Genomic DNA, 11,331 nt, shown 5'->3' with positions numbered 1-11,331 from the left:
TTACGGGAGGGGCGTGAATATCAAAGCGTGTTTGCATGAGGCGCTGGGGCACCCCATGCAACACGTAATTGGGACATAGCCAAAAAATAGGGCGACCCTGAGGTCGCCATATTGATTGTGCTACATGTCCCCTCAACCGCTACATCCTGTACCAGTGGTTCATGCGAACCTGAGACCATTCGAGGATAAGATCGCCAAGATATGAAAACAAATGGTATAAATTCATCTTAGAATTGAAGAGGATTCATATCATGCTGCTGGAACAACTGGGTCGCATCGACCTCAATTTGCTGATTATCCTGCAAGTACTGCTGGAGGAGCGCAACGGCAGCAAGGCGGCACGCCGCCTTCATCTGAGCCAGTCCGCCGTCAGCAAAGCCCTCGGCCGCCTACGCGATACCTTCAATGATCCTCTCTTCATCCGCTCTGCCTACGGGCTGGAACCCACCGGCCGCGCCCTTGCGCTGCAACAGCAGTTGCAACCCATCCTGCTGTCGCTGGATAACCTGATCCAGCCGCCCGAGTTCGACCCCGCCAGCTCCGAGCGGGAGTTCGTCATCGCCAGCATGGACAGCGCATTTACCCTGTTTGCCCCGCTCTACCTGAGCGAGCTGAAGCGGCAGGCACCACGGATCCGCCTGCGCTATGAGGAGTGGACCGAGAACAGTCTGACCGAGATGAGTCAGGGGCAGGTGGACATCGCCTTCGCGGTGCGGGAGAACTGCATCAGCTCCGATTACCGGCTCGACACCCTGCCCGACAGCATCTGCCAGCGGGTGCTGGCGGTCGATGACCTCACCTGTCTGGTGCAGCAGCACCACCCCGCGCTGCGGGAGCCCAACTGGAATCTGGATCACTACCTCAGCTATCCCCATGTGCAGACTTATTGCGAGGGGCGTGACCGCTGGATGCTGGATCACAAGCTGGCGGAGCAGGATCTCTACCGACGTATCGAGGCGACCGTGCCCTCCTTCGAGGCGGCGCTGCGGATGGGGATGCACTCCGACATGATAGTGACGCTCTCCAAGCTCTACGCCCGCCACGCCACCCAGGTCTATCCGCTGTTGCAACTGCCGCTGCCCATCGGGTTGGACAGCATCTCCCATCTGCTGATCTGGCATCAACGTCATAGCGAGGATCCGGGCCACCGCTGGCTGCGGGAGCTGCTGCTGTCCCTCATCATGAGCAAACTGGAACCCGCAGCGACCACACACGGGTGACGGCACACCTGCTTGGCGGCACAAAAAACGGGGCTCTGTGTAGCCCCGTGTCATTTATTTCGGCATGTAAACCGCTCAGCCCTGACCGGTCACCGCCAGATAGTGATGTACCCCGTCCAACAGCATCTGGACCGAGATCATCACCAGCAGCATGCCCATGAGTCGTTCCACCGCAGTGAGTCCCCGCTCACCCAGTAGCTTGTTGAATACCTCGTAGAACATCAGGATCACCGCGCTGGCGGCCCAGGCCATAAAGAGAGCCAGCGACCAGTCCACCATCCGGGCTGGCTCCTGATTGGCCAGCAGCATCAAAGAGGCGAGGATCGACGGACCGGCAATCATCGGGATCGCCATCGGCACCAGGAAGGGCTCCTCGCCCGCCGCCAGTCCGGTCACCCCCCCTTCACTCGGAAAGATCATCTTGATGGCGATCAGGAACAGGATGATGCCCCCCGCAATGCTGACCGCCTCCTGCCGCAGATTGAGGAAGCCGAGGATCTGCTGACCGACGAACAGGAACAGCATCATGATGGCCAGCGAGAAGAGCAGCTCGCGGATCATCACCTTGCGGCGCCGCTTGGGATCGATATGACGCAGGATAGAGAGGAAGACCGGCAGGTTGCCCAGCGGGTCCATGATCAGAAACAGCATGACTGCGGCAGAAAAAGTATCCATACAACGCCCGGGCTACGCCCTGAATAGGGAAAAGAGAGGGGGCGAAATATAGCAAAGGGCGAAGAATTGAGCGAGCGCCAGATGCGCTCGCTGCGGGGTTAACCGTGGTTGCAGATCTTGTCGGCGCGGGTCTGGAAGCCCTCTGCCGAGTCGATAAATTTGCCGCGAGCAGCCAGGAAGTCGATCAGCGCCTCCGCATCCATCTCGCTGGCGCTACAGGTATGAAAACGGGCCTCGGCACCAAACCGCTCGGCCATCGCCTGTTTCAGGCTGGCACGGGTAAATTGCCCCCCTTGCGCCAGCATCATCTCCATCACTTCGTGACCATGAACCGATTGCGACATCTCTCACCTCAATAATGAACATATTTAATGCCAATTAAATATCGCCCCGCCCGGAGGGATCTTGATATAGGCCAATAAATTGCGCATTACCTGGCCAGGGGAGTGGTCACCGCCGCCGCTTTGTCGATAATGTGGCAACCCGCGTCAGGGATCGCTACACTGGCGCCCCTTTTTGGCCATCGCAGACAATGTATAAGGATATTGGCGTCATGCTGTTCCATGGAGAGGCTCTCAAGCCCTGGCAGATCTGGACCCGCCGCCCCCTCTGGCTCAAGACCCTGATCGGCATGCTGACAGGGATTGGTCTGGGCGTCGGTTTTGAACAGCAGGCCCTGCTGCTCAAGCCCCTTGGCGTCTTGTTCGTCAACACCATCCAGATGCTGATGGTGCCCCTTATCTTCTGCTCGGTCATCGCCGGTCTCACCTCGCTGCTCAAGGGCAAGGCCCTCGATCGCATCGGCAGCAAGGCGATCTGCCTCTACTTCTGCTCGACCGCCATCGCCATCTGCATCGGCCTGATGATGGGCTGGCTGCTGGAGCCCGGCATGGGCGCCGACATGGGCCCCTATGAACGGATCGGCATGTCGGAACCGCCCACCCTGGCCAGCGTATTGAGCCATCTGGTGCCGAGCAACCCGGTACAGGCGATGGTGGATGGCAAGATCCTGCAAGTGATCGTCTTTGCAGTCGCGCTGGCGGTGGCCCTCAACGCCAGCGGTCGCCGCGGTCGTCCCGCCATCCTCTTCTTCACCTCGCTGGCCGAGGGAATGTTCAAGCTGACCCAGATGGTGATGGCGCTCGCCCCTTATGGTGTCTGCGCCCTGATGGCCTGGATGACCGGCAAGTACGGCCTCGACCTGCTGCTACCGCTGCTGAAGGTGATCGGCGCCGTCTACCTCGGCTGCCTGCTGCATGTACTCGGGATCTACAGCACCCTGCTGCTCCTGCTGGCACGGCTCAATCCGTTGCACTACTTCAAAAGCATCGTCGATGCCCAGGCGGTGGCCTTCACCAGCAGCTCCAGCAGCTCTACCCTGCCCATCAGTCTGGCCTGCGCCGAGAAGCGGCTGGGGGTCTCACCCGCCATCACCGCCAAGGTGCTGCCCATCGGCGCCACTATCAACATGGATGGCACCGCCCTCTATCAGGGAGTCACCGCGCTGTTTGTGGCTCAGGCATTCGGGGTGGATCTGCACATGGTCGATTACCTGACCATCATCAGCATCGCCACCCTGGCCAGTATCGGCACCGCAGGCACCCCGGGCACCGGGCTCATGCTGCTGACCCTGACGCTGACGGCGGTCGGTCTGCCGCTGGAAGGGGTGGCACTGATTGCGGGCATTGACCGGATCCTCGATATGGCGCGCACCACGGTCAATGTATCGGGGGATATTCTGGTGTCGGTGCTGATCGCCCGCAGCGAGAACGAGCTGGATCTGGCGATCTATCACGATGCCAGCGCGGGGGAAGATATCGAGTTCCCGCCGCGCTAGCGGAAGAAAGCTCAGCTGTCGTGGGGATCGTGATGACAGCGCCAACAGACGTCAAAGTTGGCGCCGTTCTCCTCCCCGCACTGACCGCACAGCCAGCCGTTACCCTGACGCTGCTGGTAACGCTCGATGACTCTTCCTGCCTTGCTGCGATCCTCGGCTCGCACCATCAGGGTCACCTGCAGCATGTCGACCGGCAGTTCGCCAAGGGCGCCGGACAGCCCCTCGCCATTGAGCCGCACCAGCACCCCTTCTGCCTCCAGCGCCCCTTTCAGGGCGTGCGCCTCCAGGGTATGAGAGGCGCGATAGAGATTGATCCAGTTATCCATAGCTCCCCCTTACAACGGCTTGTCGATGCCAAACTCGGCGCCGTTCTCAATCATGAAATCGATGAATGCCCGCAACTTGCGCGGCATCAGCCGCCGCTCCGGAAACAGCAGGTAGATGGGCACCCTGGGTTGCTGCCACTCTGGCAGCAGGATCACCAGCTCGCCGCTGGCCAGCTCATCCTGACAGAGCATAGCGGGTAACGAGGCCAACCCCAGCCCCGCCTTCGCCGCCTCCCGGGCACAGGTAATATTATTGACCCGAAAACGGGATGGGGGGTCAACCAGCACCTCTCTGCCATCCAGCTCGAAGCACCAATGGGAGGCGAGAAATCCGCTGCTCACCGTCACCCGCTCGTGATTGACCAGATCCTCCGGCCGCGCGATGGCCGGACTGCGCGCCAGATAGTCCGGACTGGCACAGAGCAGCCGTCCGGTGCTCCAGAGCCGGCGCGCCGCCAGATTGGAGTCGCTCATGTCACCAATCCGCACCACCGCATCCAACCCTTCGCTGATGGGGTCCACCACTCGGTTGGTCAGCTCCAGCTCCACCTGCAGGGCAGGATAGGCCTGCAAAAACTTGGCGACCAGCCGCCCGACCACCAATTGCCCCGTTTCGATGGGCACCGCCAGTTTGAGGATGCCGGTCACCTCCTGCTGGCTGGCGCTCAGCATCAGCTCGGCTTCGGTCAGGGCATCGACCGCCTTGCTGCAGTGCAGGTAGTACTTCTCCCCCTCCTCGGTCAAAGTGAGCTGACGGGTGGAGCGATAGAGCAGGCGAACCCCGAGCCGCTGTTCCAGCTCGGCGATGCGGCGGCTGACCATCGCCTTGGTCATCCCCAGCTCGCGGGCGGCTCCCGTAAACGAGCCTTTGTCGACGATACGCACCAGAATTAACGCGGCATTGAGATCCATTGTTGCACCAGTGAAACTGTATATCTCGTGAACCAATACTAATCGAAACAGTTGACCAGTGTTAGCCTGCGCCCCTTAAGTTCAGGAATCACAAAAATGAGTCAACACAAAAAAATTCCCCTGCTGGCAGCCATGATATTGGCGCTGCTCGGTCTGCTGTTCGCCGGTTACTGGTATCTTCACGGCCGCTATTTTGAAAGCACCGACAACGCCTACCTGCAGAGTGAAGTGACCGGGATCAGCTCCAAGCTGCCCGGCTATATCCGCGAAGTGCTGGTCACCGACAACCAGCCGGTCAAAGCGGGCCAGCTGATCGCCCGGCTCGATGATCGCGAATACAAGACCAGGGTCGCGGAGGCCGAAGCTGACCTGCGCCTCAATCAGGCAACGGCCGAAAATCTGGCCGCTACCCGCACCCAACAACTGAGCCTGATCCAGCAGGCCGAGGCCAAGGTCGCCTCCGCCAATGCCGAGCAGCTGCGCGCCAGCCAGCAGGTCAACCGCATCAGCCAGCTCAACCAGCGTCACTACAGCTCGCAAGACAGTCTGGACGAGGTGCGTGCCGGTCTTCAGGTCAATCAGGCGCAAGCCCGGGAGGCCAAAGCCGCCCTGCAGGCAGCCCGTGAGCGACTGCTGGTGCTGGATGCCGAGCGCAAACAGAACCTGGCCAAGCTGGCGTTGAGCGAAGCACAACTGGAGCAGGCCAAGCTGGAGCTCGGCTACACCGAACTGCGGGCGCCCGCCGACGGTATCATTGGCAAGCGCAGCCTGCGGGAAGGGCTCTACGTCCAGTCCGGCATGCAGGTCGCCAGTCTGGTGCCGCTGCAACAGGTGTGGGTCGAGGCCAACTTCAAGGAGACCCAGCTCGCCCATATGCAGCCGGGCCAGAAGGTCGAAGTGGTGCTCGATGCCTACCCGGATCAACCGGTCGAGGGGATCATCGACAGCCTGGCCCCGGCGACCGGTGCCAAGTTCGCCCTGCTGCCGCCGGAGAATGCCACCGGCAACTTCACCAAAATTGTGCAGCGGGTGCCGGTCAAGATCCGCATCCCAGAGCCGGGCCTGCTGGCAGGCAAGCTGCTGCCGGGCCTCTCTACCGAAGTGATCGTGGATACCCGCACGCCTGATCCCGTGGTTGCCGCCAACTGATGGAACCCATTCCACGTCGCAACTGGATCGCGGTCATGGGGGGCCTTATCGGCGCCTTCATGGCCATCCTCGATATCCAGATCACCAATGCCTCCCTGAAGGACATTCAGGGGGCGCTGTCGGCCACCCTGAGCGAAAGTTCCTGGATCTCCACCTCCTATCTGGTGGCGGAGATGATCGCCATCCCCCTGAGCGGCTGGTTGAGCCGGGGGCTGAGCGTACGCCGCTACCTGCTGTGGACCACCGGCGCCTTTATCGTCGCCTCCGTACTCTGCTCGTTCAGCTGGAACCTCACCAGCATGATCGTCTTCCGGGCGCTGCAGGGTTTCACCGGCGGGGCGCTGATCCCGATGGCCTTCTCCCTCATCGTCACCCTGTTGCCGCTACAGAAGCGGGCCACCGGCATGGCGCTGTTTGGCCTCTGCGCCACCTTCGCTCCCGCCATCGGCCCGACCCTCGGCGGCTGGCTCACCGAGCAGATGTCGTGGCACTACATCTTCTATCTCAACGTGCCGCCGGGACTGCTGGTGATGGCCATGCTGGCCCACGGGCTGGACAAAAAGCCGGTGGACTGGGCCGTGATCAAGCGGGTGGATCTCATCGGCATCGTCACCATGGCGCTCGGGCTCGGCTTGCTGGAGGTGGTGCTGGAGGAGGGCAATCGGGAGGACTGGTTCGGCTCAAGCTTCATCGTGCGAATGGCGGTCATCTCGGCGGTGGCGCTGGTGTTCTTCGTCATCAGCCAGCTGATCCGCCGTCACCCGCTGGTCAATCTGCGGTTACTGCACAACCCGCGCTTCGCGCTGGCCTGCTTCGCCTATCTGATCCTCGGCATGGCGTTGATGGGATCTATCTATGTGTTGCCGCTCTACATGACCCAGATCCACAACTACAACGCGCTGGAAATCGGCGAGGTATTGATGTGGATGGGTCTGCCACAACTGCTGGTGCTGCCGCTGGTGCCCAAACTGACCCATAAGATAGACCCGCGCTATCTGGTGAGCTTCGGCTTCCTGATCTTCGCCGTCAGCTGCTTTATGAACGTCAACATGAGTGCCGACTACGCCGGGCCGCAGCTGATCCAGTCGCTCATCGTGCGGGCGCTGGGGCAGCCCTTCATCATGGTGCCGCTGTCGCTGGTCGCCACCGCCAGCCTGAGCCACGACGAGATCCCCTCCTCCTCGACCCTGCTCAACGTGCTGCGCAACCTCGGCGGTGCATTCGGTATCGCCATCATCGCGACCCTGCTCGACAACGATACCCGCACCCATGTGCTGCAGATTGGCAGCACTCTGGCCGCCAGCAGTATCGAGGGGCAGAGCTATCTGCTGCAGCTGGCCCAGAGCATGATGGCGCAGGGCTCAGGCCCCGAGATTGCCCAGCAGCAAGCGCGGGCCATGCTGGCCAATACCATCAACCGGGAAGCGGCCATCATGGCCTACAACCAGGTGTTCTACATCATGGGGATCTTCCTGCTGATCGCCAGCGCCCTGATGCTGTTGCTCAAATCCCCCGCCCCACGGGCAGCGGATGCCGAACCGCTAGAGGCGTGAAAAACCGCCGGGCATAAAACGAAAAACGGGCCAATGCCCGTTTTTCGTTATCTGTTACCTGCACTCAACCAGAAGGCATTATCCCGCCAGCGATCCTGCAATCAGGAATTGCGCGGCGAAGTAGCTGCTCATGACCCAGGCGCGGGCGTGGGGAAAAGGACGGCGGAAGCGATCGAGCGCCAACATGCTGTCGGAGAAGAGGAACATCAGCGCCCCCACCAAAGCAGCAGCAGAACCGGCGGTGAGAGAGGCATGCCAAGCACCGGCGGCCACCCAGGCCATGCCGATGATCACCAGCATGTAGCAGAAGACCGGGATCCGCATCTCCCCCAGCTTGCCCCACAGCAGACCAAAGACCATGCCGGCGATCAGCAACAGCAGCAACCCATCCAACAGATTGAGCACCAGCGGCCCCTGGGCAAAGCCAACGATATAGCAGAGATGCGCGACAAAAAACGCCGCTAACCCCTGAATGAAGCGATCGCTTGGCAGCATCAGCAGCACATCGCCCGCCAGCGAGAGGCAGAGGCCGAGCAGGATCCAGGCGTGAGAACCATCGTGGTCATAACTCTGGTAGCCGAACGCCAACGCGATGATAAGCAGCATGGTCAGCGGCTTGCTGATATAGAACTGGCGGCTGTCTGAACCGTAGGCAGCACGGATGTGCCACCAACCTGAAGCGATGATCAAGAAACTCAATAACATGCCCTGCTCCTCACCTGTTGCTCGCAGTCATACGGCAACCGTTTTTATCATGGTGCAGGGTAACAAATTCCCTCCCTCAGTGGCAGGGGTGCTTATCAAATGGCCAGACTAAGCCTAAAGTCTAATTGCCGCCCCGAGTGGTTCAGGGCATAAGTGACGGGTCTGGAGGATCACCATGGAAGAAGCTATGAAAAACTATCTGCCCGCCATCGACATCATGATGTGCCATCTGGGGATCAGCTTTGAGCAGGCCTGCGAACAACTGGGTCTCAGCCAGCAGGAGCAACAGGCACTGGATCAATTGCAACAACAGCAGAGCCAAGCCAACTAGCCCGTTCAAACATGCATACCAAAGAGAAGACCGCCAGCAGGCGGTCTTCTCTTTTAGTCTGTGTGATACCCCGGCAAGGCATCATGCAATACCTGCCAGCAGGCGACTCCAGTTGCGTTTGCCTGCGATGAAGCCATCCCGCAAAGCCCGGTACTCCAGTTGCAGCTTGAGGCGGTCATAGCGCGCCAACGCCTTGCGCTTGCGCAGCTCCAGCAGCCGTTTGCGACTGGCGTAGTAGTGTTGCAGCTGCTGGCTCAGCTTGTCGTACTCCTCCTGTAGCAGTGCCTGCCACAGTTCACGATCTTCCTGCTTGCGCAATCTGGCTTGCGCCCGCTTCAACTGCATCTGCAGCCGGGCCTGCTCGATACGCTCCTCCGGCGAGGATCTGAGATCCCCCGCCAGACCGCACCAGGAGGCAAGCCGGATTAACCACTTGGTCGGATCGAACTGCCACCAGTGAATGCCGTTGCGGTAGTCATTCTCGAACAGGTGGTGAAAGTTGTGATAACCCTCGCCAAAGGTGAAAAAGGCCAGGATGCCGTTGTCACGGGCGGTATTGCGGTCGGTATAGGGCTGACTGCCCCAGATATGGGCCAGCGAGTTGATGAAGAAGGTGGTATGGTGAGTCATCACCATCCGCAGCACGCCCGCCAGCAGCAGCATGCCGAGCAGATCGCCGTGCCACAGGCCAATCAGCAGCGGCAGACCCAGATTGGTCGCCAGCACCAGCGCCAGATAGTGACGATGCTGAAACGCGACCACAGTGTTGTTCTGCAGATCCCGCACGTTGCTGTAATCGCCATAGCGCTCTCCCTGATGCTCACGCAACATCCAGCCGATGTGGGAGTACCAGAAGCCGCGCCCCGCACTGTAGGGGTCTTTTTCATTGTCATCCACATGACGATGGTGACGGCGATGATCGGCCGACCAGTGCAGGGCCGAATTCTGCAGCGCCAACGCACCGCCGATGGCAAACAACCACTGCAAAGCGGGGTGCGCCTTATAGGCCTTGTGCGACCAGAGTCGATGATAGCCTGCGGTGATGGAGAGACCACTCAGGCAGAACAACAACAGGAAACTGGCCCACTGCCAGAGATCGTAACCGTGGCTCATGCCGTACCAGGGCACGACAATCAACGCCACTATCCCGGAGAGGGAGAACAGCAGGGTATTGGTCAAAATAATCGGGGGTCTGGCCATCTCATTGCATCCTTTCAGCGAACAGCTGTTCACCATTTTCCATGGCGATTTCCTCAGGGTCAATGGTAAAAAAGTAGGATACAAACCTGATCCTGAGGCGCCTTCGGGTTATCATTTGGCCTCGATAAGCTGAAGGTGACTGATTCTGTGGGTATTCGCGCTCAACAAAAAGAAAAAACCCGGCGTACATTGATCGATGCTGCATTCAGCCAACTGTGTGCCAACCGGAGTTTCTCCAATCTCAGCCTGCGGGAAGTCGCTCGTGAAGCGGGTATTGCCCCCACCTCTTTCTATCGCCACTTTCGCGACATGGAAGAGCTGGGCCTGACCCTTGTTGACGAAGGGGGTCTCACCCTGCGCCAACTGATGCGCCAGGCACGCCAGCGCATTGCCGGTGGTGGCAGTGTCATCAGCACCTCGGTGCAGACCTTTATGGAGTTTGTCGAGAACAACCCCAACATCTTCAGGCTACTGCTGCGGGAGCGCTCCGGCACCTCGGCCGCCTTTCGTCAGGCAGTGGCGCGCGAGATCCAGCACTTCATCGCCGAGCTGACCGATTATCTGGAAGCCACCACCGAAGCGCCACGGGAAGATGCCTACATCCAGGCAGAAGCCATGGTCACCATCGTATTCAGTGCCGGTGCCGATGCGCTCGACATGACCAGCGAAGAGTGCCGGGCACTCTCCGACCGTACCATTAGCCAACTGCGGATGATCGCCATGGGCGCCGAGGTACAAAACCAGAAGCGCCGTGCACCTCACCCATGACCACAGGATGGAGAACGACATGCCTGAACAGCTTATGATCCCGAAAAAACCGCTCGCCATGGCGATGCTGATTGGCATCTGTGGCGATGCCTCTCTGGCCGTGCTGACCAACTCGGTGGTGCCTTTCTCCTTCTTCCCGCTGATTGCCCTCTGGCTGGCGGCCTACCAACTGTTCCAGCACTATCGCCATGAACCCATGGTGGGTAATACCCCTGTCTGCACCCTGCTCTGCTTCTTTATCGGTGCCTTCGGCCACTCCGCGCTGCTCAAGGTGCAATACCCGGAGCTCGGCAGCAACTTCTTCTCCCTGATCATGATGCTGCTGCTGCTGGCAGCCCTCTCCATCAAGCTTGGCCTGAGCATTGGCAACAAAGAGAAGCCCTGATAAATCGACCGAGTGATGGTAATCACCTGATAGATAAAGCAAAGAGGCCTTTCCAACGGGAAGGCCTCTTTGTTTGTGGTACACACATTAATCTAGCGTGGCGATGTCCAGATGAAGGAGGGGAGAAGCACCCTGCCCCCGACAGATGCCGGTCTTGACCGATAGCAGAGCGGCAAATGGTTGAGGAACGACCAGAAAAGGGCGGGATTTATAGACAAAACAGCAAGGAGTGAGGGCTTTTTGGCCCAAGATGATAAAACCAAGACTTAA

14 protein-coding genes are annotated in these 11,331 nt (G+C 59.8%); 7 read left to right on the top strand and 7 right to left on the bottom strand.

Going from position 1 to position 11,331, the window contains the following annotated elements:
- Positions 1-251: 251 nt before the first annotated feature.
- A complete protein-coding gene (locus tag BSP75_RS00060; protein ID WP_042658151.1) occupies positions 252-1,220 on the top strand; it encodes a LysR family transcriptional regulator in 969 nt (322 codons plus the stop codon).
- Positions 1,221-1,295: 75 nt separating this feature from the next.
- Here BSP75_RS00060 and BSP75_RS00055 read toward each other — a convergent pair whose 3' ends face one another.
- Together BSP75_RS00055 and BSP75_RS00050 are read right to left on the bottom strand one after the other, a co-directional pair.
- Positions 1,296-1,895, bottom strand: a complete 600-nt coding sequence (locus BSP75_RS00055; protein ID WP_042057060.1) for a YhgN family NAAT transporter — start codon at positions 1,893-1,895, stop codon at positions 1,296-1,298.
- Between the two features lie 98 nt (positions 1,896-1,993).
- Positions 1,994-2,239 carry a YecH family metal-binding protein gene (locus tag BSP75_RS00050; protein ID WP_005357633.1) on the bottom strand — a complete coding sequence of 82 codons (246 nt, stop codon included), beginning with the start codon at positions 2,237-2,239 and terminating at the stop codon, positions 1,994-1,996.
- A 209-nt stretch (positions 2,240-2,448) separates the two neighbouring features.
- Here BSP75_RS00050 and BSP75_RS00045 point away from each other — a divergent pair, with 209 nt between their 5' ends.
- Positions 2,449-3,732 (top strand): dicarboxylate/amino acid:cation symporter, encoded by a 1,284-nt coding sequence (locus BSP75_RS00045; RefSeq protein ID WP_058054230.1) that lies wholly within the window; start codon positions 2,449-2,451, stop codon positions 3,730-3,732.
- 11 nt (positions 3,733-3,743) lie between these two features.
- Here the strand turns inward: BSP75_RS00045 and BSP75_RS00040 are convergent, their stop codons facing one another.
- Both BSP75_RS00040 and BSP75_RS00035 read right to left on the bottom strand, forming a co-directional pair.
- Positions 3,744-4,058 carry a DUF2007 domain-containing protein gene (locus tag BSP75_RS00040; protein WP_005339933.1) on the bottom strand — a complete coding sequence of 105 codons (315 nt, stop codon included), beginning with the start codon at positions 4,056-4,058 and terminating at the stop codon, positions 3,744-3,746.
- 9 nt (positions 4,059-4,067) lie between these two features.
- The gene (locus BSP75_RS00035; protein WP_075111785.1) at positions 4,068-4,970 is read right to left on the bottom strand and encodes a LysR family transcriptional regulator; all 903 of its coding nucleotides are present in this window, start codon (positions 4,968-4,970) and stop codon (positions 4,068-4,070) included.
- A gap of 96 nt (positions 4,971-5,066) precedes the next feature.
- On the opposite strand from BSP75_RS00035, the gene BSP75_RS00030 reads away from it, so the two are divergent.
- Together BSP75_RS00030 and BSP75_RS00025 are read left to right on the top strand one after the other, a co-directional pair.
- Positions 5,067-6,119 carry an HlyD family secretion protein gene (locus BSP75_RS00030; RefSeq protein ID WP_075111784.1) on the top strand — a complete coding sequence of 351 codons (1,053 nt, stop codon included), beginning with the start codon at positions 5,067-5,069 and terminating at the stop codon, positions 6,117-6,119.
- On the top strand, positions 6,119-7,672 hold the full coding sequence (locus BSP75_RS00025; RefSeq protein WP_075111783.1) for a DHA2 family efflux MFS transporter permease subunit: 1,554 nt from the start codon (positions 6,119-6,121) through the stop codon (positions 7,670-7,672). Before BSP75_RS00030 ends, BSP75_RS00025 begins: the two co-directional genes overlap by 1 nt.
- Positions 7,673-7,750: 78 nt before the next feature.
- Here BSP75_RS00025 and BSP75_RS00020 read toward each other — a convergent pair whose 3' ends face one another.
- A complete protein-coding gene (locus BSP75_RS00020) occupies positions 7,751-8,377 on the bottom strand; it encodes a lysoplasmalogenase (protein ID WP_042658155.1) in 627 nt (208 codons plus the stop codon).
- Between the two features lie 187 nt (positions 8,378-8,564).
- On the opposite strand from BSP75_RS00020, the gene BSP75_RS21350 reads away from it, so the two are divergent.
- A complete protein-coding gene (locus BSP75_RS21350) occupies positions 8,565-8,708 on the top strand; it encodes a hypothetical protein (RefSeq protein ID WP_162182404.1) in 144 nt (47 codons plus the stop codon).
- Between the two features lie 81 nt (positions 8,709-8,789).
- Here BSP75_RS21350 and BSP75_RS00015 read toward each other — a convergent pair whose 3' ends face one another.
- Complete coding sequence (locus tag BSP75_RS00015) at positions 8,790-9,908, bottom strand: fatty acid desaturase (protein ID WP_075111782.1); 1,119 nt, start codon at positions 9,906-9,908, stop codon at positions 8,790-8,792.
- A 147-nt stretch (positions 9,909-10,055) separates the two neighbouring features.
- Between BSP75_RS00015 and fabR the strand changes: the two genes are divergently transcribed.
- Together fabR and BSP75_RS00005 are read left to right on the top strand one after the other, a co-directional pair.
- Positions 10,056-10,676 (top strand): HTH-type transcriptional repressor FabR, encoded by a 621-nt coding sequence (gene fabR, locus BSP75_RS00010; protein WP_058054236.1) that lies wholly within the window; start codon positions 10,056-10,058, stop codon positions 10,674-10,676.
- 19 nt (positions 10,677-10,695) lie between these two features.
- Positions 10,696-11,061, top strand: a complete 366-nt coding sequence (locus BSP75_RS00005; RefSeq protein WP_075111781.1) for a YijD family membrane protein — start codon at positions 10,696-10,698, stop codon at positions 11,059-11,061.
- Between the two features lie 87 nt (positions 11,062-11,148).
- Here the strand turns inward: BSP75_RS00005 and BSP75_RS21870 are convergent.
- On the bottom strand, positions 11,149-11,331 hold a 183-nt coding region (locus BSP75_RS21870), incomplete at its 5' end, for a hypothetical protein (protein ID WP_216219126.1).

The organism is Aeromonas sp. YN13HZO-058 (genome assembly GCF_001921245.1).
In the GTDB taxonomy this organism is placed as follows: domain Bacteria; phylum Pseudomonadota; class Gammaproteobacteria; order Enterobacterales; family Aeromonadaceae; genus Aeromonas; species Aeromonas allosaccharophila.
The sequence above is the reverse complement of the archived record's forward strand: the minus strand, read 5'-3'. Positions and strand labels throughout refer to the sequence as shown.

Coding starts and splice junctions, on each gene's coding strand:
- BSP75_RS00020 (WP_042658155.1), bottom strand. CDS start 8,377: ATGTTATTGAGTTTCTTGATCATCGCTTCAGGTTGGTGGCACATCCGT.
- BSP75_RS00030 (WP_075111784.1), top strand. CDS start 5,067: ATGAGTCAACACAAAAAAATTCCCCTGCTGGCAGCCATGATATTGGCG.
- BSP75_RS00050 (WP_005357633.1), bottom strand. CDS start 2,239: ATGTCGCAATCGGTTCATGGTCACGAAGTGATGGAGATGATGCTGGCG.
- BSP75_RS00055 (WP_042057060.1), bottom strand. CDS start 1,895: ATGGATACTTTTTCTGCCGCAGTCATGCTGTTTCTGATCATGGACCCG.
- BSP75_RS00035 (WP_075111785.1), bottom strand. CDS start 4,970: ATGGATCTCAATGCCGCGTTAATTCTGGTGCGTATCGTCGACAAAGGC.
- BSP75_RS00025 (WP_075111783.1), top strand. CDS start 6,119: ATGGAACCCATTCCACGTCGCAACTGGATCGCGGTCATGGGGGGCCTT.
- BSP75_RS00015 (WP_075111782.1), bottom strand. CDS start 9,908: ATGGCCAGACCCCCGATTATTTTGACCAATACCCTGCTGTTCTCCCTC.
- BSP75_RS00040 (WP_005339933.1), bottom strand. CDS start 4,058: ATGGATAACTGGATCAATCTCTATCGCGCCTCTCATACCCTGGAGGCG.
- BSP75_RS00060 (WP_042658151.1), top strand. CDS start 252: ATGCTGCTGGAACAACTGGGTCGCATCGACCTCAATTTGCTGATTATC.
- BSP75_RS00005 (WP_075111781.1), top strand. CDS start 10,696: ATGCCTGAACAGCTTATGATCCCGAAAAAACCGCTCGCCATGGCGATG.
- BSP75_RS00045 (WP_058054230.1), top strand. CDS start 2,449: ATGCTGTTCCATGGAGAGGCTCTCAAGCCCTGGCAGATCTGGACCCGC.
- BSP75_RS21350 (WP_162182404.1), top strand. CDS start 8,565: ATGAAAAACTATCTGCCCGCCATCGACATCATGATGTGCCATCTGGGG.